The organism is Arthrobacter sp. BI5, assembly GCF_056680065.1.
In genome coordinates this window covers 3,138,912-3,162,869 of sequence record NZ_CM155264.1, presented here as the reverse complement: position 1 = coordinate 3,162,869, position 23,958 = coordinate 3,138,912, and the positions used below count along the sequence as shown (strand labels likewise).

At 69.8% G+C, this 23,958-nt stretch carries 17 protein-coding genes and 2 tRNA genes; 16 read left to right on the top strand and 3 right to left on the bottom strand.

The annotated features are described in order from the left end of the window. Positions 1–4: 4 nt before the first annotated feature. The 6 genes from AC1MED_RS14560 (at position 5) to AC1MED_RS14535 (ending at position 6,842) form a co-directional block, all read left to right on the top strand. The gene (locus AC1MED_RS14560) at positions 5–1,390 is read left to right on the top strand and encodes a cystathionine beta-synthase (protein WP_479783912.1); all 1,386 of its coding nucleotides are present in this window, start codon (positions 5–7) and stop codon (positions 1,388–1,390) included. A gap of 17 nt (positions 1,391–1,407) precedes the next feature. Continuing rightward, on the top strand, positions 1,408–2,622 hold the full coding sequence (locus AC1MED_RS14555) for a cystathionine gamma-synthase (protein ID WP_346960783.1): 1,215 nt from the start codon (positions 1,408–1,410) through the stop codon (positions 2,620–2,622). 6 nt (positions 2,623–2,628) lie between these two features. Next, positions 2,629–3,906, top strand: coding sequence for a glycosyltransferase 87 family protein (locus AC1MED_RS14550; RefSeq protein WP_479783910.1), 1,278 nt, complete (start codon positions 2,629–2,631; stop codon positions 3,904–3,906). Between the two features lie 179 nt (positions 3,907–4,085). Beyond that, positions 4,086–4,604: a winged helix-turn-helix transcriptional regulator gene (locus tag AC1MED_RS14545; protein ID WP_479783909.1), complete on the top strand. Its 519-nt coding sequence runs from the start codon at positions 4,086–4,088 to the stop codon at positions 4,602–4,604. Then, positions 4,601–6,010 (top strand): MFS transporter, encoded by a 1,410-nt coding sequence (locus AC1MED_RS14540; RefSeq protein WP_479783907.1) that lies wholly within the window; start codon positions 4,601–4,603, stop codon positions 6,008–6,010. The genes AC1MED_RS14545 and AC1MED_RS14540 overlap by 4 nt, the downstream gene beginning before the upstream one ends. Positions 6,011–6,032: 22 nt before the next feature. After that, positions 6,033–6,842, top strand: a complete 810-nt coding sequence (locus tag AC1MED_RS14535) for an SDR family oxidoreductase (protein WP_479783905.1) — start codon at positions 6,033–6,035, stop codon at positions 6,840–6,842. 184 nt (positions 6,843–7,026) lie between these two features. Here the strand turns inward: AC1MED_RS14535 and AC1MED_RS14530 are convergent, their stop codons facing one another. Continuing rightward, positions 7,027–8,214, bottom strand: coding sequence for an acyl-CoA dehydrogenase family protein (locus tag AC1MED_RS14530; protein ID WP_479783903.1), 1,188 nt, complete (start codon positions 8,212–8,214; stop codon positions 7,027–7,029). Positions 8,215–8,466: 252 nt separating this feature from the next. On the opposite strand from AC1MED_RS14530, the gene AC1MED_RS14525 reads away from it, so the two are divergent. From AC1MED_RS14525 to AC1MED_RS14500, 6 genes are all read left to right on the top strand, one after another. Next, positions 8,467–9,120, top strand: a complete 654-nt coding sequence (locus AC1MED_RS14525; protein WP_479783901.1) for an MOSC domain-containing protein — start codon at positions 8,467–8,469, stop codon at positions 9,118–9,120. A 394-nt stretch (positions 9,121–9,514) separates the two neighbouring features. After that, the gene (locus AC1MED_RS14520) at positions 9,515–11,572 is read left to right on the top strand and encodes a DEAD/DEAH box helicase (protein WP_479783899.1); all 2,058 of its coding nucleotides are present in this window, start codon (positions 9,515–9,517) and stop codon (positions 11,570–11,572) included. A gap of 268 nt (positions 11,573–11,840) precedes the next feature. Then, positions 11,841–11,912: transfer RNA gene (locus tag AC1MED_RS14515), tRNA-Thr, on the top strand. 62 nt (positions 11,913–11,974) lie between these two features. After that, positions 11,975–12,051, top strand: a tRNA-Met gene (locus tag AC1MED_RS14510). 91 nt (positions 12,052–12,142) lie between these two features. After that, positions 12,143–12,802, top strand: coding sequence for an SDR family oxidoreductase (locus tag AC1MED_RS14505; protein ID WP_479783897.1), 660 nt, complete (start codon positions 12,143–12,145; stop codon positions 12,800–12,802). 93 nt (positions 12,803–12,895) lie between these two features. Further along, complete coding sequence (locus AC1MED_RS14500; protein ID WP_479783896.1) at positions 12,896–14,467, top strand: Na+/H+ antiporter; 1,572 nt, start codon at positions 12,896–12,898, stop codon at positions 14,465–14,467. Positions 14,468–14,520: 53 nt separating this feature from the next. Here the strand turns inward: AC1MED_RS14500 and AC1MED_RS14495 are convergent, their stop codons facing one another. Beyond that, positions 14,521–17,658 (bottom strand): M43 family zinc metalloprotease, encoded by a 3,138-nt coding sequence (locus AC1MED_RS14495; protein WP_479783895.1) that lies wholly within the window; start codon positions 17,656–17,658, stop codon positions 14,521–14,523. A gap of 206 nt (positions 17,659–17,864) precedes the next feature. Continuing rightward, positions 17,865–19,091 carry an ROK family protein gene (locus tag AC1MED_RS14490; protein ID WP_479783893.1) on the bottom strand — a complete coding sequence of 409 codons (1,227 nt, stop codon included), beginning with the start codon at positions 19,089–19,091 and terminating at the stop codon, positions 17,865–17,867. 89 nt (positions 19,092–19,180) lie between these two features. Here AC1MED_RS14490 and AC1MED_RS14485 point away from each other — a divergent pair, with 89 nt between their 5' ends. The 4 genes from AC1MED_RS14485 (at position 19,181) to AC1MED_RS14470 (ending at position 23,952) form a co-directional block, all read left to right on the top strand. Continuing rightward, the gene (locus AC1MED_RS14485) at positions 19,181–20,887 is read left to right on the top strand and encodes a glycoside hydrolase family 13 protein (protein WP_479783892.1); all 1,707 of its coding nucleotides are present in this window, start codon (positions 19,181–19,183) and stop codon (positions 20,885–20,887) included. 143 nt (positions 20,888–21,030) lie between these two features. After that, positions 21,031–21,948 carry an aldo/keto reductase gene (locus tag AC1MED_RS14480; RefSeq protein WP_479786695.1) on the top strand — a complete coding sequence of 306 codons (918 nt, stop codon included), beginning with the start codon at positions 21,031–21,033 and terminating at the stop codon, positions 21,946–21,948. A gap of 163 nt (positions 21,949–22,111) precedes the next feature. Continuing rightward, the gene (locus tag AC1MED_RS14475; RefSeq protein ID WP_346960671.1) at positions 22,112–22,975 is read left to right on the top strand and encodes an HpcH/HpaI aldolase/citrate lyase family protein; all 864 of its coding nucleotides are present in this window, start codon (positions 22,112–22,114) and stop codon (positions 22,973–22,975) included. Between the two features lie 26 nt (positions 22,976–23,001). Continuing rightward, positions 23,002–23,952, top strand: a complete 951-nt coding sequence (locus AC1MED_RS14470) for a DUF2797 domain-containing protein (protein ID WP_479783891.1) — start codon at positions 23,002–23,004, stop codon at positions 23,950–23,952. The last annotated feature ends 6 nt before the right edge of the window (positions 23,953–23,958 follow it).

Genomic DNA, 23,958 nt, shown 5'->3' with positions numbered 1-23,958 from the left:
ACCTATGAAGTACGCCCAGTCCGTCCTGGACCTCATCGGCAACACGCCGCTCGTCAAACTCAACCACGTGACCGACGGCATCGCCGCCACGCTCCTGGTGAAGCTGGAATACCTGAACCCCGGCGGGTCCATCAAGGACCGCATCGCCGCCAAGATGATCGAGGAGGCGGAGCGCAACGGCAAGCTCCAGCCCGGCGGGACCATCGTCGAGCCCACCTCCGGCAACACCGGCGTGGGCCTGGCCCTCGTGGCGCAGCAGAAGGGCTACCGCTGCATCTTCGTGGTCCCGGACAAGGTCGGCGAGGACAAACGCGCCGTGCTGCAGGCCTACGGCGCCGAAGTGGTGGTGACGCCCACCGCCGTCGCCCCGGACAGCCCGCAAAGCTACTACGGTGTCTCGGACCGCCTGGTCACCGAAATCCCCGGCGCCTACAAGCCGGACCAGTTCTCCAACCCGGCCGCCCCGGCCAGCCACTACGAGTCCACCGGCCCGGAAATCTGGCGCGACACGGACGGCAGGATCACGCACTGCGTGATCGGTGCGGGCACCGGCGGCACCATCACCGGCACCGGCCGGTACCTCAAGGAAGTTTCCGCGGACCGGGCCGAGGCCGACGGCGGCGTGGTCAAGATCATCGGCGCCGACCCTGCCGGCTCGGTCTACTCCGGCGGCACCGGCCGGCCGTATTTCGTTGAAGGCGTCGGCGAGGACATGTGGCCGGCAAACTACGACAAGGCCGTGCCCGACGACGTGATCGCCGTCAGCGACGCCGACTCCTTCGCCATGACCCGCCGGCTGGCCCGGGAAGAAGGCCTGCTGGTGGGCGGTTCCTCGGGCATGGCCGTCGTCGCCGCGCTGCAGGCCGCCAAGGATTTGCCCGCGGACGCCGTCGTCGTCGTGATCCTGCCCGACTCCGGCCGCGGCTACCTGGCCAAGATCTTCAACGACCAGTGGATGCGCTCGTACGGCTTCCTGTCCGGCGGAGACGAGGCCTCGGTGGGGGAGGTGCTCAAAGCCAAGACCGGCGAACTGCCGGACCTGGTGCACATCCACCCGAACGAGTCCGTCCGTGACGTCATCAACATCATGAACGAGTACGGCGTCTCGCACATCCCGGTGCTGTCCCAGGAGCCGCCGGTGGTGATGGGCGAGGTGCTCGGGGCCGTCGACGAACGCACCCTGACCGCCAAGCTCTTCCGCGGCGAGGCGAACCTCACCGACAAGATCTCCGAACACATGGAGGCGCGGCTGCCGGTGATCGGTTCGCTCGAATCGATCTCGACGGCCCGCGAACTCCTCTCCGACACCGACACCCTGATGGTGACGTTCGTCGGCGCTCCGGTGGGGATCCTGACCCGCCACGACCTCCTCGCCTACCTCAGCAACTGACCAGTTCAAGGAGTCCCATGTCCCAGCCAGAAAGCTCTTCCGCGGCCCAGGCCGGCTTCAACACCCGCGCCGTGCACGCCGGCCAGGCCTTCGAGCCGCGCACCGGCGCCGTGGTGCCCCCGGTGCATTTCTCCTCCACCTACGCGCAGGACGGGATCGGCGGACTCCGCGCCGGCTATGAATACGGCCGCGGCACCAATCCCACCCGCGACGCCCTGCAGGAACAGCTCGCCGCGCTGGAGGGCGGCTCGCACGCGTTCTCCTTCAGCTCCGGGCTGGCCGCCGAGGACTCGATGATCCGCGCCCTGACCCGGCCCGGGGACCACATTGTGCTCGGCAACGACGCCTACGGCGGGACGTACCGGCTGATCAGCCGCGTCCTGGGCGAGTGGGGGATCGGCAACACCCCGGTAGACATGTCCAACCTTGACGCCGTCGCCAAGGCCGTCGCGGCTGGCGGCTCGAACGGCGGCGAGGCCGGCGGCAAGACCCAGCTGGTCTGGGTGGAGACGCCGTCGAACCCGATGATGAAAATCACCGACATCGCGGCCCTCGCCCAGGTGGCGCACGACGCCGGCGCCCTCCTCGTGGTGGACAACACCTTCGCCTCGCCCTACCTGCAGAACCCGCTGGCACTCGGCGCCGACGTCGTGGTGCACTCCACCACCAAGTACATCGGCGGCCACTCCGACGTCGTCGGCGGCGCGATCATCGTCAACGACCCGGAGCTGGCCGAGAAGATCGGCTTCGTGCAGTTCGCCGTCGGCGCCGTGTCCGGGCCGATGGACGCTTTCCTCACCACCCGCGGACTCAAAACCCTTGGCGTGCGGATGGACCGGCACAGCGACAACGCCCAGGCCGTGGCCGAATGGCTGCTGCAGCGCCCCGAGGTGGAGGCCGTGCTGTACCCGGGCCTGCCCTCGCACCCGGGCCACGAGCTGGCGAAAAAGCAGATGAAGAAGTTCGGCGGGATGATTTCCGTGCAGTTCAAGGGCGGCGAGGCCGCGGCGCGCAAGGTCGCCGAGTCCACCTCGGTGTTCACGCTGGCCGAATCCCTGGGCGGCATCGAATCGCTGATGAACTACCCCTCCGAGATGACGCACGCCTCGGTCAAGGGCACCGAACTGGCGGTCCCCGAGAACCTGATCCGGCTCTCCTGCGGCATCGAGGACGTCGAGGACCTGATCGCGGACCTCGAGCAGGCGTTCGCGCGCATTGAGACGGGCAGCTAGCCTCCGGTGACCGTCACTTCCCGGGCAACCGGCTCCACCACCCGCGGCTGGGTCGCGACGGCGGCCGGCGCGGCCGCCGTCGTCGCCGCCCTGGTGGTGCTGTACTCGGCCTACATCCCGCTGCTGAACGACTTCGAGGTCTACTTCTACGGCGGGAACCGCGTTCTGCAGGCCGGTGAGACCGGGGTGAATGAGCTGTACGCGCCCCGGGACGGGCTGCCGTTCACCTACCCGCCCTTCGCTGCGCTGATCTTCGCCGCCATGGCGACGCTGGGCCAGAGCGCCGGCGGCGTCGTTTTTATTGCCACGGCGCTGCTCGGCGCTGCCGTTGTGTCCGCCTGGCTGACCCGGCACTACTTCGGGCTGGGCCGCTGGCGCGACGCGGCCGCGGACTGGCGATTCCGGGCCGTGGCCCTGGCAGGCACCGCGGCAATCCTGCTGATGGGGCCGTGGCGGGACACCTTCGACTTCGGCCAGATCAACATCATCCTGATGGGCCTGATCCTGGCCGACTTTGCACTCTACGGAAAGTCCCGGGCGGGGGAGTTCCGCTGGCCGGCGGGCCTGCTGATCGGACTGGCGGCCGGGATCAAGCTGACCCCGCTCGCCTTCGGCCTGTACTTCCTGGTCCGCCGCGACTTCAAGGCCCTCGGCTGGATGGCCGCGGGCTTCTTCGGGTCGATTGCGCTGGCCTGGGCCATGCTGCCCACGGCCTCGCTCACGTTCTGGACCAAGATCCTGCCGGACACCGGACGGATCGGTGGCCCGGGCTATGTGGACAACCTTTCGGTCAAGGGCCTGCTGCTGCACCTGGGCCTGCCGGATTCGTCCCTGACGTCCGTGGTGTGGCTGGTGCTCGCCTTCGGCCTGGCCGCCGTGGCCGCGCTCGTGATCAAGTGGGCCGTCGACGCGGAAGAGAACTTCGTGGCCGTGTCCGCCACCGCCCTGCTGATGCTGCTGATCAGCCCGGTGTCCTGGTCCCACCATTGGGTCTGGATGGCCGTGGCGCTGCCCTGCATGGGCTTCGCCATTCACCGCGTGCCCTCGCGCAACGGCAGGATGCGGCTGGCGGGCTGGATCATCGTCGCCGCCTCTGTGGTCGCCTTCTACCTGACGCCCAAGTACCTCGCGGTGATGGCCGGGGCGCACGAGTGGGGCAAGGACCCGAACACGCAGTGGCAGCTCACCGTCGCGAGCCTGGGCGTGGTCTGCGGGATCGCGATGCTGGTGTACTGGGCCCTGGCCTACCGGCCCTCCCGGGCCGGCCTCCGCCAGCACCTCTAGCCCCGGCCCCCGCCCAAAGCGCGAACGGACACTTGGGGCCCCGGGTTTGCGCGCGAACGGACACTTGCGGCCCTGGGTTTGCGCGCGAACGGACACTTGCGGCCCTGGACCCGCGCGTCAAGGGCCCCAAGTGTACGTTCGGCCTAGCTTTCTTGAAGAGAGTCAACTAGCCTGCCGATATGGCACTTCGATCCGACTGGTCCCGGCGCAATTGCAGCATGGCCCGCGGCCTGGAGGTTCTGGGCGACCCCTGGGGCATGCTGGTCCTCCGCGAAGTCTTTTTTGGCAACGGGCGCTTCGAGGCCATGAAGGCCCGCCTCGGCGCGGCGGACTCGGTCCTTACCAGGCGGCTCGCAGCGCTCGTCGAGGCCGGCCTCCTCACCCGCCGGCCCTACGACGACGACGGCGGCCGCCGCCGCCAGGAGTACGTGCTCACCGCCAAAGGCGAAGACGCCCTGCCGGTGCTCAACGCCGTCGTGATCTGGTCCGAAAAGCACCTGGCCGCGCCGTCCGAACAGGCGCACATGTTTGTGGTCCACAGCGGCTGCGGGCAGCGCACCACCTCGGCGGACAGCTGCACGGCCTGCGGCGAACGGCTCACGGCCGCAAACACCAGCTGGCACAGCCTCACCCGGACTTCCGACCCGGTTCCCCTTGCCACCGCTCCGGCCACCCGGCAGAACGGAACTGCGGCATGAGAGCGCCCCGGACCACCCCCGCCCCGCCCGCCCGGCACCCCTCAACGAAGCGCCGGATCCATCCGGCCTGGACCGTCGCCGTCGTCGCGTTCCTGGCACTGGTCGGCGCCGCCGGTTTCCGGGCCGCCCCGGGCGTGCTGATGGTGCCGCTGCAGAACGAGTTCGGCTGGTCCACCACAGTCCTCTCGGCCGCCGTGAGCATCAACCTGGTGCTGTTCGGCCTCACCGCCCCTTTCGCCGCGGCCCTGATGGAGCGCTTCGGGATCCGTGCCGTGACATCTGTGGCACTGGTGCTGATCGGGGCCGGCAGCGCCCTGACCGTACTGGTGAACCAGTCCTGGCAGATCCTGCTGACCTGGGGCCTGCTGATCGGCCTCGGCACCGGATCCATGGCGCTGGTCTTCGCCGCCACGGTCGCCAACACCTGGTTCGTGAAGAGCCGCGGACTGGTGATCGGCATCCTCACCGCAGGCAGCGCGGCCGGGCAACTGGTATTCCTGCCGTTCATCGCCGCCCTCGCGCAGAGCCCCGGCTGGCGGCAGGCCTCGCTGCTGATCGCCGCCGGCGCGCTGGCTGTGGTGCCGCTGGTGCTCAAATTCCTGAAGAACTCACCCGCCGACGCCGGCACGCTGCCCTATGGTGCCGACGCCGCCGCCGGGCAGGCGGACGACGAGGCGGACGAGGGGGCGGACGCGGCGGAGGTGGACGGCCCCGCCACGACAGCAGTGCAGGCCGCTGCCCCGGGATCCCCGGCCGCGCAGGCCGCACCACGCCGCAATGCCGCCGTCCGGGCGCTGCAGGTGCTCAAGCGGGCCAGCAGGGTCCGGACCTTCTGGGCGCTTGTGGCGGGCTTCGCCATTTGCGGGGCCACGACCAACGGGCTGATCGGCACCCACTTCATCCCCTCCGCGCACGACCACGGCATGGCCGAGACCACCGCGGCCGGCTTGCTCGCCGTCGTCGGCATCTTCGACATCCTCGGGACCATCGCCTCCGGCTGGCTGACGGACCGGTTCAACCCGCGGATCCTGCTCGCCGTCTACTACCAGTTCCGGGGGATCGGGCTGCTGGTGCTGCCGCTGCTGCTGAGCGCGGAAGTCCAGCCCAGCATGATCGTGTTCGTGGTCATTTACGGCCTGGACTGGGTGGCCACCGTCCCGCCCACCGCCGCGATCTGCCGCCAGGTGTTCGGCGCCGACGGCAGCGTGGTTTTCGGCTGGGTCTTCGCCGCGCACCAACTGGGCGCCGCCGCGGCAGCCCTGGCCGCCGGCGCCGTCCGCGACGCCACCGGACAGTACACCTACGCCTGGTTTGCCGCTGCGGCCATGTGCACGATCGCCGCCGTGATCAGCGCGACGATCCGCAAGGACACCGGAAACAAGGCCCCGGTCCCGGTTCCGGCCTAGGCCGGCAGCTAGGCTGGGCCCCATGGTTTTCACTGCCCCCGTGCCAGATTCCCCGGACTCACCGGCTGCCGCGGCCCCGCCGGTGCAGCGCAAGACGGCCCTGGTCACCGGCGTCGGGCGGCTCGCCGGCATTGGTGCCGGCATTGCGCGGCGGCTTGCTGCCGACGGCTGGGACCTGGTGCTCACCTACTGGCAGGATTACGACACCCGGATGCCCTGGGGCGTCCAGCCCGACGACGTCGAGCGGCTCACCGCAGAGCTGCAGGCAATCGGCGCGGCCGTGGTGGCCGTCCCTGCCGACTTCGAGGATCCGCAGGCCGTGGACCGGCTGATGGCCGCAGTGGCGGACGACGCCGGCACCCTGCAAGGACTCGTGCTCAGCCACGCCGAATCCGTGGACTCCGGCATCCTGGACACCACCCTGGAGAGCTTTGAGCGGCATTTCGCCGTCAACTCCCGCGCCAGCTGGCAGCTGATTGCCGCGTTTGCCCGGCAGGTGCCGGCCGAGGGCGGTGCGATCGTGGCGCTGACCAGCGACCATACCGCGTTCAACCTGCCCTACGGCGCGTCCAAGGGGGCCCTGGACCGGATCGTGATTGCGGCTGCCCGGGAGCTGGGCCCGCTGGGGATCAGCGCCAACGTGCTCAACCCGGGCCCGGTGGACACCGGCTGGATGGACGCGCAGCTCCGCGAGGACCTGTCGCGCCAGCAGCCCGGCGGCCGGCTCGGCACTCCCGCGGACGTGGCCGGGACAGCGGCGTTCCTGCTCTCGCCCGAGGGCCGCTGGGTGTCCGGCCAGCTGGTCAAGGCCGACGGCGGCTTCTCCGCCTGAGCCCCGGGTGGCGCGTCTTCGGACCTGCCCGGCGCAGAGGCCCGCGCGACACCCACCGAGTTGGCAGGTCGCGGCAATGTTTGCCGGAAACACTGCCGTGAAGTGTCATCTCGCGCGCCCGCGCCCGCGCCGCGCCGCGCAGGCACAGCCCCGGGCCCGGCCGGCGTGGGCACACCCGGGCGGCTTAGCGGAAGGCGGCCAGCCCGGTGATGTGCTGGCCCAGGACCAGGGTGTGCACCTCGTCGGTGCCCTCGTAGGTGCGCACCGACTCGAGGTTGGCGGCGTGCCGCAACGGGGAATAGTCCAACGTGATCCCGTTCCCGCCCAGGATGGTGCGGGCCTCGCGGGCAATCGCGATCGCCTCGCGAACATTGTTCAGCTTGCCCAGCGAAATCTGTTCCGGCCGCAGCTTCCCGGCGTCCTTGAGCCGGCCCAGCTGCAGCGCCAGCAGGGTGCCTTTCTGGATCTCCAGCAGCATGTTCACCAGCTTCTCCTGGGTGAGCTGGTACCCGGCCAGCGGCTTGCCGAACTGCAGCCGCTGCTGCGAGTACCGCAGCGCCGCCTCGTAGGAGTCCCGGGCGGCGCCCATCGCGCCCCACGCGATTCCGTACCGTGCCTCGTTCAGGCAACTGAACGGTCCGCGCAGCCCGCGGGCGGCCGGAAGCTGCGCCTCCGGGCCCAGCCGGACGCCGTCGAAGCTGACGTCGCACTGGATCGAGGCGCGCATTGAGAGTTTCTGCCCGATCGGGGTGGCCGTGACCCCGGGGGTGCCGGCGGGGACCAGGAAGCCGCGTACGCCGTCGTCGGTCATGGCCCACACCACCAGCACGTCGGCCACGGAGGCGAGTCCGATCCAGCGTTTGGCGCCGTCCAGGATCCAGCCGGCGTCCTCGCCGGTCCCGTCCCGCCGGGCAAAGGTCTGCATCGCGGCGGGGTCCGAGCCGGCCGTCGGCTCGGTCAGGGCGAAGCAGCCGATCACTTCGCCAGCGGCCATCCGGGGGAGCCAGCGGAGCTTCTGCTCCTCCGAGCCCCACAGGTGGATGGCGGTCATGGCGAGGGATCCCTGCACCGAGACGAAGGTGCGGATGCCGGAATCGCCCGCCTCGAGTTCCATCGCGGCCAGTCCGTATTCGACGGCGGAGCGGCCCGGGCAGCCGTAGCCCTCCAGCTGCATGCCGAGCACCCCGAGCTCGCCCAGCTCCGCGGCCAGCTCAAGCGGGAAGATGCCGTCGTCGTACCACGCTGCGATGCCGGGTCGGATCCGCTGGCTGGTGAAATCGCGGACCTTTTCCCGGATTGCCAGCTCATCGGCGCTCAGCAGGGAATCGATCGCCAGGACATCGGATACGTCGGTTGCTCCAAGGCTGCTCATGGGAGCATCCTACGTTCCGCCCCGGCCGCGGGTCCGGCGTTCCCGCCCGGTTGTTCTCCTGGACCCGCCCGGATCCGGGCCGACCCGCCGGTGCCGCCGGGCTTACGGGGCCCGGCCGGAGTAATAACTGGGCGGGAGCGTCGCCAGGCCGCCGCCACCTCCGTCGCCACCCCCGTCGCCGGGCCGCCGCCACCCCCGCCGCCACCGCTCCCACCCCCCGCCGCGACGGGGCCGCAGGCCTACACTGGTGCCATGAACACCGCATCCGTGCTTGCCGTCTGCCGGGTCCACCAGCTACTCGGCGACGAGGGACGGCTGGGCGTGACCGCCATTGACAAGCGCCCGGTGGACGGGCCGGTGAAGGTCCACCGGCTGGGCCTCCGTGGCGACGTCCAAGCCGACCGGATGGACCACGGCGGCGAGGACCAGGCGCTGTATGCCTATTCCCAGGCCGACGCGGACTACTGGGCGGCTGAACTCGGGCGTGATATTCCGCCGGGGTACTTCGGCGAGAACCTCCGGGTCGCCGGCCTCGATGCCACGAACGCGGTGATCGGCGAACGCTGGAAGATCGGGCTCGACGTCGAGGTGGAAGTCACCTCGCCCCGGCGGCCGTGCAGCACCTTTCAGCGTCGGATGAACGAACCGCACTGGGTGAAACGGTTCACCGAGGCCGGCCGGGTGGGCGCGTACCTCCGGGTGGTCCGGCTCGGCAGCATCCAGGCGGGGGACCACATCCACCGGCTCTACGTCCCGGCGCACGGCGTGACAATCGGGAAATGGTTTTCCGACCCCACGGTCGAGGACATGGAGGCCCTGCGGGACGCCGACGCCGACGGCCTGATCCGGCTGCAGCCGGAGTACCACCAGGAGTTCGCGAGGCTGCAGTCCCGGCAGGGGGAGTAGCCCGCGGGGCCCGCCGGCGTGTGCGCAAGGTCACCGCCGCCGTCGGCCGCTGCGTTACCACCTGTGCCGCCACATGCCCTACACTTGAAATATCCCCCACTCCGGAAATCCCTTATTCCTGCCCAATTTTTGAGGCAGGACTGGCAAGTGTTGGGGCCCGCTACTGTGATGCGGGCATTTTCATAGGGAGAGCCGGCTAAAGAAAACGCTGTACAGACTGCTGGGATAGCAGCCAAGAGTTGCAGCGGGAAGTCCTGCCACGGGATTGCGAAAGCGCCGGACTTCTATGTGACCGGCCGGTCAATGTATGCCCGGCACCTTGTGTCACGTGTACTGCGGCTCCGCTCACCTCGGGTTGTGCCGCTTGGCCCCTATGGATGAGGAAGATTCCCCTATGCCCGAAAATCAAGACAACTCCGTCGACACCGAAAACACCCAGGCCGACGTCGAGATCACCGAAACGGCTGCCCCCGCAGCCGACGAAACCGCAGCCGGCACCGCCGCTGAGAAGCCCGCTGAGAAGCCCACCGACGCAGCCGGCGACGACGAAACCGGTCTCCGTTTCGTCGACCTCGGCATCGACGGCCGCGTCCTCGCCGCCCTGCAGGAGGTCGGCTACGAGAAGCCGTCCCCGATCCAGGCAGCCACCATCCCGGTGCTGCTCGAGGGCCGCGACGTCGTGGGCCTGGCCCAGACCGGCACCGGTAAGACTGCAGCTTTCGCAGTACCGGCGCTGACCCGGCTGGCCGAACTCCACGACCTCAACGGCCCGTCCCGCAAGACGCAGGCCCTGGTGCTGGCTCCGACCCGTGAGCTTGCGCTCCAGGTCGCCGAGGCTTTCACCTCCTACGCCAAGCACATTGACGACTTCACCGTCCTGCCGGTCTACGGCGGCTCCGCCTACGGCCCGCAGCTGGCCGGCCTGCGCCGCGGTGCCCAGGTTGTTGTCGGTACCCCCGGCCGCGTCATCGACCACATCGCCAAGGGTTCCCTTGACCTGTCCGAACTCCAGTACCTCGTGCTGGACGAGGCCGACGAGATGCTGCGGATGGGCTTCGCCGACGACGTGGAGCAGATCTTCCAGCAGACCCCCGAGGGCCGCCAGGTTGCACTGTTCTCCGCCACCATGCCGAGCCAGATCCGCCGCCTGTCCAAGCAGTACCTGAACAACCCGGCCGAAATCCAGGTCAAGTCCAAGACCACCACCGGCGCCAACACCCGTCAGCGGTACCTGCAGGTCATGGGCCCGCACAAGCTCGATGCGCTGACCCGCATCCTCGAGGTCGAAGAGTTCGACGGCGTCATCGCGTTCGTCCGCACCAAGATGGCCACCGAGGACCTGGCCGACAAGCTGCGCGCCCGCGGTTTCCAGGCCGCCGCCATCAACGGCGACATCCCGCAGCAGCAGCGTGAGCGCACGGTCGAGGCCCTGAAGGAGGGCCGGATCGATATCCTCGTCGCCACCGACGTCGCCGCCCGCGGCCTGGACGTCGAGCGCATCAGCCACGTAATCAACTACGACATCCCGCACGACACCGAGTCCTACGTGCACCGCATCGGCCGCACCGGCCGCGCGGGCCGCTCCGGCGACGCCGTGCTGTTCATGACACCGCGGGAAAAGTACCTGCTGCGTTCCATCGAGAAGGCCACCCGCCAGCCGGTGGAGCAGATGCACCTGCCCACCGCGGAGACGGTCAACACCCTGCGCCTGGGCAAGTTCGCCGAGAAGATCACCGAGACCCTCGAATCCGAGGACGTCGCGGCGTTCCGTGACCTGATCGCCTCCTATGAGGAGGAGCACAACGTTCCGGCCGCCGAGATCGCTGCCGCACTGGCCGTCATGGCTCAAGGCGGCCAGCCGCTCCTGGTCAAGGAACTGCCGGCCGCTCCGGAATTCCAGAAGCGTGAGCGCTCCAAGGACGGCTTCGGCTCCCGCGGCCCGACCCGCACCCTGACCGAGGGCAACGCCACCTACCGGATCGCCGTCGGACGCCGCCAGCGCGTTATGCCGGGCTCCATTGTGGGCGCCATTGCCAACGAGGGCGGCATTTCCTCGGCCCAGATCGGCGGCATTGACATCCGTTCGGACCACTCCCTGGTGGAGCTCCCGGCGGACCTGAGCCCCGATCAGCTGAAGGCCCTGTCCCGCACCCGGATCGGCGGCGAGCTGATCCACCTCGAGCTGGACAACGGCCGCAAGCCCTCCGGTGACCGTGGCGCCTACCAGGGCAGCCGTGGCGGCGACCGGGGCGAACGCGGCGGTTACTCCGGCGGCAGCGGCAACTTCAAGGGCAACGGCGGCTTCAAGCGCGAGTTCCGCAAGAACGACGGCGAGCGTTCCTCCGCTGACCGCGGCGGCCGCTCCTTCAGCGACCGGAACGAACGCAGTGTCGGCACCGACACCCGCAAGCCCCGCCACGAGGGCGGCTTCAAGCCCCGCAACAAGTGGTAACCACTAGTTCCTAGGCAGTACCCAGAACGGGCCGGCTCACCTGAGCCGGTCCGTCCTGCTTTAAGCCCGGACCGTGCTCTGTTCCTGGCGCAATTCGGACCCGTGAGTCGGCTTCGTCACATCCGGGGCGCGGGGCGGCCAGTATGTGCCCGCAGGGACGTGCTGAAGCCCGTGGGATCCCCGGAACCGCGGGGGTTTTGGCGCCGGCAGCAGGCTTGGCCCGCCGATTTGTTGGGAGCCGAATCTTCCGGTAGAGTATTTACTCGTTGCCCCCCTAGCTCAGTGGTAGAGCGCGTTCTTGGTAAGAACGAGGTCACCGGATCGATTCCGGTGGGGGGCTCTGGATGAGAGCCTGTGTCAAGGCGGTTTTTGACCGGCTTGACGCAGGTTTTTCTCATTCGTGGCGGTGTAGCTCAGTTGGTTAGAGCGCACGACTCATAATCGTGAGGTCGGGAGATCGAGCCTCCCCACCGCTACCAGACAAGACCCCGCAGGCCCGGCCTGCGGGGTCTTTTTTGTCTCAACCCAAACCCGGGTGCGGCGCCGGCGCACTTGGGAGAGAATGGAACGATGACGCGAATCGCAATCATCGGCGGCCACGGCAAAGTGGCTTTGGAACTGTCCGGCATCCTCTCGAAGGACGGAGCGGACGTCACGTCCATCATCCGCAACCCTGACCACCGCGACGACGTAGCGGCCACCGGCGCCACCCCGCTGGTCCTGGACGTGGAGAAGTCGACGACGGCGGAACTCGCCGCGGCGCTGCAGGGCCACGACGCCGTGGTGTGGTCCGCCGGTGCGGGCGGCGGCAGCCCCGAACGCACCTACGCCGTGGACCGGGACGCTGCCATCCGTTCCATGGACGCGGCAGCCCAGGCCGGCGTCCGGCGCTACATCATGGTCTCCTACCTGGGCGCCGGGCCGGACCACGGAGTCCCGGCGGACAACAGCTTCCACGCCTACGCCGAGGCCAAGGCCGCCGCGGACGCCTACCTGCGCGGCAGCGGCCTGGACTGGACCATCCTGGGCCCCGGATCCCTGACGGACGGACCCGGCAACGGGCTGCTCGACGTGGACCCCTCGGACACCTCGGACGGCACTGGCACCTCGCGGTCCAACGTGGCCCTAGTCGCCGCCGCGGTGCTGGGCATGCCCAAGACCACCGGCCGGACCATCGAGTTCCGGGACGGGACGCTGCCGCTTGCCGCAGCCCTGGAAACGGTGAACTAGCACCGACGGAGCAGCGCCCAGATAGGGTGGTGGGGCGGCCGGCGCCTCAAAAACCGGCGTTGGGCCGCCGTAACCTGCGGGGAAAGTGAGCTCATGGACCAGTTGGCCCTCATCGTCGGACTTCTTCTCGCCACCGTGGTGGCGGTGGGCGTTGGGGACCGGCTCCGCCTGCCGTACCCGGTCCTGATGCTGATCCTGGCCGCTTCCCTGACTTTCATCCCGGGTTTTCCGGAGATTGCGGTCCCGCCGGAGCTGATCCTGCCCATCTTCCTGCCGCCGCTGCTCTTTGCGACCGCGCAGCGCAGCTCCTGGGCCGTCTTCCGGGTCCGCTGGCGCACGCTGCTGATGCTCGCCGTCGCGCTCGTGGTGGTCTCCACCGTCGTCGTCGCCGGGGCCGCCTGGTTGTTGATCCCGGGCATCGGGATTCCAGCGGCGATCGCCCTCGGCGCCATGGTGGCGCCGCCGGATCCGGTGGCGGTGGACTCCATCGCCGGGCGGGTCCACATGCCCCGGCGCCTCATCACGGTCCTGCAAAGCGAGGGCCTGTTCAACGATGCCGCCGCCATCGTCATCTTCCAGGCGGCCGTCGCGGCCTCCGTTTCCGGCACCAAATTAGGGCCCGACGTCGTCCTCCAGTTCGTCCTGGGAGCGGCGGTCGCCGTCGGGATCGGTATCGGCATGGGCTGGTTCACCAGCCTGATCACCCGGCTGGTGCAGTCGCTGGTGGCCCGCAGCGCCGTCACCCTGGTGGTCCCGTTTGCCGCCTACATCCTCGCCGAGGAGCTGCACGCTTCCGGCGTGATCGCCGTCGTCGTCACCGCGCTGGAAATCAAGCGGCATTCAAGGCCGCAGGACGCCGCCGAACGGGTCACCCGGACGGCCTTCTGGGACGTGGTGGAACTGCTCGCCACCGGGCTGGCCTTCGGGCTGGTGGGACTGGAGATCCGGCAGGTCATCCGCGAGGAAGGCACCGCCGTCTTCGGCATGGCCGGGACCGCCGCCGTCGTCTGCGTGCTGGTGTTCGCCGTCCGCTTCGGCTGGCTGGCGATGATGTCCGGCCTGGCACGGAGCAACAAGAACACCCTGCGTCCCACCTCGGCCAAGGAGGTCCTGATCCTCTCCTGGTGCGGGATGCGCGGCCTGGCCACGCTAGCGCTGGCCCTGGCGCTGCCGGTCAGCCTGGCCGACGGCACTCCGTTCCCGGCCCGCAGCGAGCTGCTGGTGATCGCCTGTGCCGTGCTGCTTGCCACGCTGGTGCTGCCGGGCCTGACGCTGCCGTGGCTGATGCGGACCCTGAAGGCCTCGGAGGACGGCTCCGTGGAGCGCGACGCGGCCCGGCTGCTGGCTTCCCGGGCACAGCAGGCGGCCATCGCGGCGCTGAAAGACAACGAACTGATGAAGGAACTGCCGCAGGAAAAGGTGGCCCTGGTCAAGGAGAAGATGACCCGGCTGCATGCCGAGCTGCTGGACGGCAGCCTGCGGAACGAGAGCGTGAATGAGAAGCGCAGGCGGGGGCGGGAACTGGCCATTGCCGTGCAGACCATCGCCCTGGACGCGGCGCGGCAGGAGGTAGTGGCGGCCCGGAACGAACCCGACATGGACCCCGAAGTCGCCGACCGGGTGCTGCGCCAGCTGGATCTGCGCACCATGATCATGCCGGAGTGACGCCGGCGCCTGGCGGTTGGCTCCCGGTGGGGCCAACCGCCGCGGTAACCGGGCTAAGGGGTGACGACGCTGCCTCGCGCCGCAGACCACGTGATGGTCCCCTTTTGGAACCGCTGGCTGCAGGCGCCGTCGGCGCCGCAGACCTCGGGGGCAGCCGGGTATCCGAGTCGACCCCGTTCGTACCCGAGGCTGGCCCAGGTGGCGCGGATGGCGCCGGTGGTGGCGAACGCGCCGACGCCCGGTGCCCAGTGGACGGAACCGCCCTGGAACATCTGGTAGCAGCCGCCGTTGATCAGGCCGCAGGCTTCCCTGCCGGACGGGTAGCCGAGTTTGCCGCGTTCGTAGCCCAGGCTGCCCCAGGTGGAGCGGATGCCGCCCCAGGTGGCCTTGGCGCCGGTGGCCGGGGACCAGTGGATGGTGCCGCCCTGGAATGACTGGTAGCAGCCGCCGTTGAGCAGTCCGCAGACTTCCCTGCCGGACGGGTAGCCGAGTTTGCCGCGTTCGTAGCCCAAGCTGCCCCAAGTGGAGCGGATGCCGCCCCAGGTGGCGTAGGCGCCGGTAGCCGGAGACCAGTGAATGTCGCCACCCTGGAACTGCTGGTAGCAGCCGCCATTCGGCAGACCGCAGGTTTCATTGCCCCGGGGGTAGCCGAGCTTGCCGCGCTCGGCGCCCAGCGAGGTCCAGGTGGACCGGATGCCTCCCCAGGTGGCGCGGGCGCCGGTGCCGGGGGACCAATGGATGGTGCCGCCCTGGAACCTCTGGGAGCAGCCGCCGCTAGCCAGTCCGCAGACCTCGTTGGCTACGGGGTAGCCGAGCTTGCCCCGCGCGGAGCCCAAGCCGGCCCAGGCGGTGCCGATTGGCCCCATGGTGGCAATAGCCCCCGATGAAGCGGTCCAGTGGATGGCGCCGCCCTGAAAGTCCTGGTCACAACTGTCCGTTTGCGCACAGACGACGTTGCTGGTGGGGTAGCCGAGCTTTCCGGTTTCGTACCCGCGGGCGCCCCAGGCGGCCCGGATCGGCCCCCAGGTGCCGAAGGCGCCAACCCCGGGGGCGTAGTGGATCGCGCCGCCCTGGAACTTCTGCGAGCAGCCGCCATTGACCAGTCCGCAGGTTTCGTTCGCGGCGGGGTAGCCGAGTTTTCCGTTTTCGTAGCCAAGCTTTCCCCAGGTGCTGCGGATGGCGCCCAGAGTGGCGACGGCGCCCGTTCCCGACGTCCAGTGGATGGTGCCGCCCTGGAAGGACTGGTAGCAGCCGCCGCCGGCCAGTCCGCAGGTTTCCTTGCCTGCCGGGTAGCCCAGTTTGCCCCGTTCATAGCCCAGTGCCGCCCAGGTGGCGCGGATGGCGCCCCAGGTGGGGACGGCTCCGGTGGCCTGCGACCAGTGAATGGTGCCGCCCTGGAATTTCTGGTAGCAGCCGCCATTAATCAGGCCGCAGGTTTCGTTACTCAGGGGGTAGCCGAGCTTGCCGTTTTCGTAGCCCGTGCCTCCCCAGGCGGTGCGGATGCCGCCCAGGAGTGCGAAGGCCCCGGTGCGGCTGGTCCAGTAGATGGCGCCGTTTTGGAAGGACTGGGTGCAGCCGCTGCCGGTCAGCCCGCAGCGCTGGGCGCCGGTCGGGTAGCCAAGCTTGCCCCGCTCGTAGCCCAGCGCGCCCCAGGCTGCCTTGATAGCACCGAGGGTTGCGACCGCGCCGGTGCGGGGGCTCCAGTGCACGGAGCCGCCCTGGAAGTTCCGGTAGCAGCCGCCGCCGGTGAGGCCGCAGCCGACGGCGGTTGTCGGGTTCCCGAGGGCAGGCGTGGCTGCGGCCGCTGCGGCGATGGCCTTGCCGACGATCGAGGCCAGCGACTCGACGGTGACGGAGGCGGAGGTAGAGCCGATTCCGTCGATCCGCACGCGCGTGCCGGCGTGGGTGGTGAACGTCTGACCGGCCTGCCAGGCCTGGCGGGAGTTGTAGTAGCCGTCGAAGGGCCGGGAGTCGGGGAGCAGGATCAGCGAGCCCGCCCCGAGCTGCTGGACGATCTTGACGCCGCTGTTGAGGTAGACGGCCTTGGCGGTGTCGTAGCTGACCGGCAGCCGCAGTTCGAGGTAATACACTTCGCCGCTGACGGCATCCCGGAACTTCACGGCGCGCCTTGCGGCGGTGCCGGCCCAGGCCGTCAGGGAAATCTTCCTCACGTCGGTAACGGTCCCGGCGTCGATGATTTCATCGCCGCGGCCGAAGCCGCCGTAGGCCCACAGGGTGGAGCTGATCGTGGGCTGGGATGTCTGGGAGACGCCCATCAGGTCCAGGCTGTCGCCGTATTCACGGATGTAGCAGCTGCCGTCCGCGAACGTTCCGTCCGCGTTCGTGGCGACGTCCTGGGCGCCGCTGCCGCACTGCAGGGCGTTGGCGTGCATCAGGCCGAGCACGTGGCCGAATTCGTGCGTCAGGACGCTGTTGGTCAGTGAGGCGGGGAGCGGCATGATGACCCGGCCGCTGGTGCCCTGGTAGCTCCAGCCGGCACCGTACGCGCCGTCCGAGAGCGTGGGGCTGGAGACGAAGACGACGAGAGCGGTGTAAGGGTTGGGCGTCCAGCCGAGCTCATTGGAGATCGTGTTCATCATGTCCGGGTAGCTCTGGCCGGAGGTGGCCTTGCTGTTGCGGTTCTCAACCTTGGTCACGGTCATCGACAACCGGCCGTTGGACATGGTTTTCCAGTAGTTGCTGCTGGTGCTGATGGCGGCTTTGGCCGCGTCCAGCGGGATGGTCGCCTTCCGGTCCGCCAGCTGGACCAGGACCAGGCGTACCTTGATGTCGCCGGAGCGGGCCAGCGAGTAGGACTCGGTGCTGAGCCGGGCGGCCCCGGCGGGTGCACCCTTTTTGCCGGTCGGGGGCGGGTTTTCGAAGGTGTGCGCGATGAGCGGCTCTTCGCCGCCCTGCACCGGGAGTGACTCAATCGTCGTCAGCGGCGACCCGGCCGTGGCGGAGGGACTGGGGCTCGGCTGGACCGTCGGCGGCTGGATCGTCGTCGCGGCGGGAGCCGGGGCGGCAGTGGTGGGGGCCGGCGTTGGAGTTGCCGCCGGAGCCACTGGCGCGGTGGTGGCTGTGCCCGTCGCGGCCGGCGTCGGCGTCAGCTCGGCGAAGGCGGGCGCCGTTCCGACAGCCGGGACCGAGGCCAAGGCAAGGACAAGCGCGGCAAGCAACGCAGTCTTCATCCGTAAAGAGTTCACGTTTTAGCTTTCATGAGACCGCCGCCCGGCCGACGGGTCAGCTGAGCGGCCGCAAGTGACCAGAGTGACGCCAGTCTACGGATGGGATAGCGCAATATCACTAAACCTGCGGGAAACTTTCGAGTTGGGTAGTCAATCGTTGCCGAATCTTGAGCCACTCCTCGTGGGTAAAACGGCGCCCCGCGGACGGGTCAGCCGGCCAGTTCCAGTTCCAGCGCGTTGGCTTCGACGAAATCCAGGGCGTGCCGGATGGCGCCGACCGTCACAATCCGGTCGCCCAGCGGCGAGACGGTCACCCGCGGGGGAGTGGCGGTGAAACGCGGCAGCGCGGCGCTGATGCCGGGCAGCAGCGCTGCGGCCGAATCCGCGACGGCGCCGCCGATCACCACCTGCTCGGGGTTGATCAGGCTGGCAATCGCGGCGATCACACGGGCCATCCGCTCCGAGAGCCGCTCCAGGATGGCGAGGGCGGCGGGATCCCCGGCAGCGGCATCCTCGAACACACGCCGGGCGCTGGCTGCGCCGCCGGCCGCCGGTCCGCCGTCCGCGGCCTGCCATTGCCGGGCCAGGCTGGCGATGCCGTCGCTGGAGCCGACGCCGTCGACCATGTCCAGGAAGCCCATCTCGCCGGCGCCGCCGCCGCCGTGCAGCAGCCGGCCGGACTCCAGCATGCCCGCGCCGAGGCGCTCGCCGGCCAGGAGCACCACGAGGTCGTCCACGCCGGCCCCGGATCCGCGCCACCGTTCGCCGAGCGCGGCCAGGTTGGCGTCGTTCTCCAGCAGCACGGTCCAGCCGTGCAGGTCCAGCAGTGCCGAGCGGAGCCCGACGTCGAACAGGCTCCAGAAATGCTGGGCGGAGAGCACGTTGCCGCGGCGGTCCACCGGCGCGGCAATCCCCGCTCCGACGGCCAGCACCTTGTCCGGGGTTTCGCCGGCTGCCTCCAGCGCCTGCCGGCAGGCCCGGTCCACCACGCTGATCCGCTCCGCGGCGGGGATGTCCGCGGTGCGGAAGCTGCCGCTGGCGCGGCCCAGGACCGTGCCCCGCAGGTCGGCGACGGCCGCGGTGGTAGTCGCGGCGCCGATGTCGAGGCCAAGGACGACGCCGGCCCTCGCCCGGAGTTCGAACCGCCGCGCGGGCCGGCCCTTCTGCGGGCTGCCGGTGGCGGGTGCGTCCTTCCGGGGGGCGTCCAGTTCGCGGATCCAGCCGCGCCGGATCAGGTCCTCGCAGACGGCAATTACCGACGCCCGGGTGAGGCCGGTCCATGCCATCAGGTCCGTGCCGGTGGCCACCTCGGTGCCGCGGACGGCGGCCAGCACGGCCTGGGCGTTGACCCGGCGCAGCAGTTGGGGCGTGGCGGCTGCTTGCGGCTTCGGAATCTTGACCTCCCCGTGAACACGGACCCATAATTGAACCGGCAATAGATTTAGCTTGTATCTAAATTATCAGACGCGGGGTTTCCAAGCACCGCGTCCCTCAGACACCGCACCCCAGCCCCGAAGGATTCACCTTGTCGAACACCGCCACGCTGGCCACCCTGTCCGGTTCCGACCTCGCCGCCGACCCCAACTGGTGGCGCCAGGCATCCGTGTACCAGATCTACCCGCGCAGCTTCGCCGATTCGAACGGCGACGGCCTGGGCGACATCAAGGGCATCACCGCCAAGGTCCCGTACCTGAAGGAACTCGGCATCGACGCCGTCTGGCTCTCCCCGTTCTACCCCTCCGCCCTCGCCGACGGCGGCTACGACGTCGACGACTACCGCGACGTCGACCCCAAGCTCGGCACGCTGGAGGACTTCGACGAGATGTCCGCCGCCCTGCACGCCGCCGGCATCAAGCTGATCGCGGACATCGTCCCGAACCACTCCTCCAACCGCCACGTGTGGTTCCAGGAAGCCCTCGCCTCCCCCCGCGGTTCGGCTGCCCGTGATCGCTACATCTTCCGCGACGGCAAGGGGGTCAACGGCGAGATCCCGCCGTCGGACTGGGAATCCGTCTTCGGTGGCCCGGCCTGGGAGCGCATCACCGAGCCGGACGGCACCCCCGGCCAGTGGTACATGCACATCTTCGCCAAGGAGCAGCCGGACCTGAACTGGTCCAACCGGGAGATCCGCGACGACTTCCTCAAGACCCTGCGCTTCTGGTCCGACCGCGGCGTGGACGGTTTCCGCGTCGACGTCGCGCACGCCCTGACCAAGGACCTCACCGAGCCGCTGCTGTCCAGGGTTGAGTTGAGCGAGGCGGGAACCGGTGCTGACGGGCACGTTGACGGCTCGCACCCGTTCTGGGACCGCGACGAGGTGCACGAGATCTACGTCGAATGGCGCGAGGTCTTCAACGAGTACAACCCGCCGCGCACCGCCGTCGCCGAAGCCTGGGTGCACGCATCCCGCCGCGCCCGTTACGCCAGCCCGGAGGGGCTGGGCCAGGCGTTCAACTTCGACCTGCTGCAGGCCGACTTCGACGCCGACGAGTTCCGCGAAATCATCACCCGCAACCTCGCCGAGGCCACCGAGTCCGGGGCCTCCTCCACCTGGGTCTTCTCCAACCACGACGTCGTCCGGCACGCCACCCGCTACGGCCTGCCCAAGGGCGGCGGTCGGCACGCCAAGGGCCAGGACGGCAAGGGCTGGTTGCTGGCCGGCGCCCCTGCCGAGGAGCTCGACGTCGAACTGGGCCTGCGCCGCGCCCGCGCCGCGACCCTGCTGATGCTCGCGCTGCCCGGCTCCGCCTACCTGTACCAGGGCGAGGAACTGGGCCTGCAGGAGGTCGCCGAGATCCCCGACGCCGAACGCCAGGACCCCACCTTCTTCCGCAACAAGGGCGTCGAGATCGGCCGCGACGGCTGCCGGGTGCCGCTGCCCTGGTCCCCGGAAGGTTCCTCCTTCGGCTTCGGCGACGGCGGCGCACACCTGCCGCAGCCGGCCTGGTTCAGCCGCTACGCCGTTGCCGCGCAGGACGGGGTGGAGGGCTCCACCCTGGAGTTCTACCGCCAGGCCCTGAAGCTGCGCCGCGAGCTGCAGACCTCGGAGGAACTGGAATGGCTGGAGACCGGCCACGCCGACGTGCTGCACTTCCGCCGCCACGGCGGCTGGCAGTCCGTGACCAACTTCGGGGACGACGCCGTCGAGCTCCCCGCCGGAGAGGTGCTGGTCAGCAGCGGTCCGCTGGACGGGCAGCTGCTCCCGGGCAACACCACCGTCTGGCTGCGGTGACCACCCCCTCCGCCGGGACCCTCTCGGCCGGGCCCGCCGGCCTGCCGGGGGACCCGGGGCCGGCCGGGCAGGAGCCGAACGCAACCCAGGAGCCGAACGCGACCCAGGAGCCGATCCCCACCCAGGAGCTGATTTATGGCTGCATGGGCCTGGGCGGCAGCTGGTCGGCGGGGCCGTACTCGTCCGCGCACGTGGACGAGGCGGCCGCCGCCGTCCAGGCAGCCCTGGACGCCGGCATCACCATGTTCGACCACGCCGACATCTACCGCAGCGGCAAAGCCGAGGCGGTGTTTGGCGAGGTCCTGGCGCGGACGCCCGGCCTGCGGGAGCGGATCCGGCTGCAAACCAAGTGCGGCATCCGCCTCGGCGAGCAGGGCCTCGAGGCGTTCTACGACCTGAGCCGGGACGGCATCCTGGACCGGGTCAACCAGAGCCTGGCCCGGCTGCGGACGGACTACCTGGACGTGCTGATGCTGCACCGCCCGGACCCGCTGCTGGACCCGGCCGAGGTGGCCTCCGCCGTCGGGCAGCTCATGGCCGAAGGCAAGGTCCGCGCAGTGGGCGTCTCCAACATGTCGGCGCCGCAGATCGAACTGCTGCAGGACCGGCTCGAGGTGCCCGTGGTGGCCAACCAGCTGGAAATGAGCCTGTCCGCGCGGGCCTGGCTGGAGAGCACCGTGCTGGTCAACCACGCCGAGGGCACGGACTACAGCTTCCCGCACGGCACCGTGGAGCACTGCGTCCGGCGCGGCATCACGCTGCAGGCCTACGGGGCGCTGGCCCGCGGCCTGTACACGGGCGCGGCGGCGGCGGACCCGAGTGCCGCGGAGACGGCCACCGCGGCACTCGTGGCCGAGATGGCGGCGGCGATGGGCACCACGGGCGAGGCCGTAGTCCTAGGCTGGCTGATGAAGCACCCGGCCGGCATCGCCCCCGTGATCGGAACCGCAAAGCCGGAACGGATCCGGGCCTGCGCCGGCGCTGCTGAGGTCGCCGCGGCGATGACCCGCGCCGAGTGGTACCGGCTCTGGATCACCGCCCGGGGCAGCAACATCCCCTAAGCCGGACGCTCCTGCACGCCTCCATCCCACTGGCCCGCAGTTCTTGTCATTTCAGACAACTACTGCGGGCCAGCTGCGTCCGGGGGTGATTTTGGTCGTATTGGTCGCCCTAAACAGGGGTCTTACTTGGCGGCGGGCGGCCCCGGGCGGTTAGCGTAGAGACATGACCTCTACCACCACCGCCGGGATTGTCCGGCCCCAGCGCAACGTTCCGGCCGAAATCGCCCGCTCCTGGCTGCTGGTCAACGCCATGAAGCCGGAACTCTTCGGACCGTCCGCGGAGTCCCGCGCGGACGCCATCATCCTGGACATCGAAGACGCGGTGGACCCTTCGCAGAAGGACGCAGCCCGCGAGCACGTTGTGGACTGGCTGACCGCCGGCGGCAACGCCTGGGTCCGGATCAACGACGCCACCAGCCCGTTCTGGGCCGATGACCTGGCAGGCCTGCGCGGCACCCCGGGGTTGCTGGGCGTGATGCTCGCCAAGACCGAGTCCGCGGACCAGGTCACCGAGAGCTACCACCGCATGGATGGCAAGACCCCGGTCATCCCGCTGGTCGAGTCCGCCGTCGGCATCGAGGAAGCCAACCACATCGCCAAGGCCCAGGGCGCGTTCCGGTTGGCCTTCGGTTCCGGTGACTTCCGCCGCGACACCGGCATGGCGGCCACCCCGGAAGCGATGGCCTACCCGCGGGCCAAGCTCGTCGTCGCCAGCCGCGTCGGCAACCTGCCCGGCCCCATTGACGGCCCCACGGTGGGCACCAACCACCCGATCCTGCGCGAGCAGACCGGCATCACGGTGATGATGGGCATGACCGGCAAGCTCTGCCTCGCGACCGACCAGACCAGCGTGATCAACGAGGTCATCAGCCCCACGCCGTCCGACGTTGCCTGGGCCACCGACTTCATGGCCGACTTCGAGGCCAGCGGCCGCGTGATCCGGGACGGCTCCGACCTGCCGCGCCTGGGCCGCGCGGAGAAGATCATGAAGCTCGCGGTAGCCTTTGGGGTGCAGCCGGCCCTGTAGCCGGCCCCGGCCAGCAAGGAGACCCCGTGACCGATACCCGTTATCTGGTCCACGGGGTCTTTTGGCATGGTCCGGCGCCGGCTGATCCGGTTGTTGGTCAGTCCGGTGCCGGCGGCGCGGCGCTGCGCCTGCAGGACAGTGCGGGCGCCTTTACCGAGCTGGCGCTCGACGCCGGGACGCGGCTTGGCTTCCGGCTCACCGCCCGGGATAAGCGGTGCCTGGGCCACCACAAGGTGCACGGCCCCACGGACCGCGACTACGTCAGCTGCCCGGACCGGGCCCAGGCGGCGCGGGGAAACCAGTGCGGACCGTGCTTCGCCGTGGACGATTCACGACTGATCCATGACTTCCACCGAGGCGGCTACGTCCCGCCGGGGCTCCGCAGTTACCTGATGCAGCCGCATTGGCTCTACGTCGCCACGTTCGCCAACGGCGCCAGCAAGGTGGGCACCGCGGCAATCCTGCGGAAATGGCACCGGCTCGCGGAGCAGGGAGCCGTGGCCGCCCGCTACGTCGCCCGCGCCGACGACGGGCGGGTGGTCAGGATCCTGGAGGACCTCGTTACGCGTGACGCCGGGCTGCCGCAGCAGGTCCGCTCGGCGGCGAAGGCCGCCGGGCTCACGGCCCCGCGGCCCGCCGCCGCCCTGGACGAGCTGAACAGCCGGCTCGCGGCCGGGGTGCGGGTGCTGCTGCGCGGAGCGGGGATGGAGGGCTTTGAGGTCGTGGACGAACGGTGGCTGCGGCCCGGGCTGGCCGACGCGGTGTGCACGCCCGCTGCCCGGCACGCCTATCCGCATGACCTGGGCTCGGCGGAACATGGCTTCCGGATCGCGGCGCTGAGCGGCGGCGTGGCACTGGCCCGCCTCGACGGCTCCGACCTTGACTTCATCGTCAACCTCGGCGAGCTGAAGGCGCGGACCATCGAGCTGGGAGACCACCGCTCCGAGATCCCCGCCGTCCAGGAAGCCCTGTTCTGATCCCCG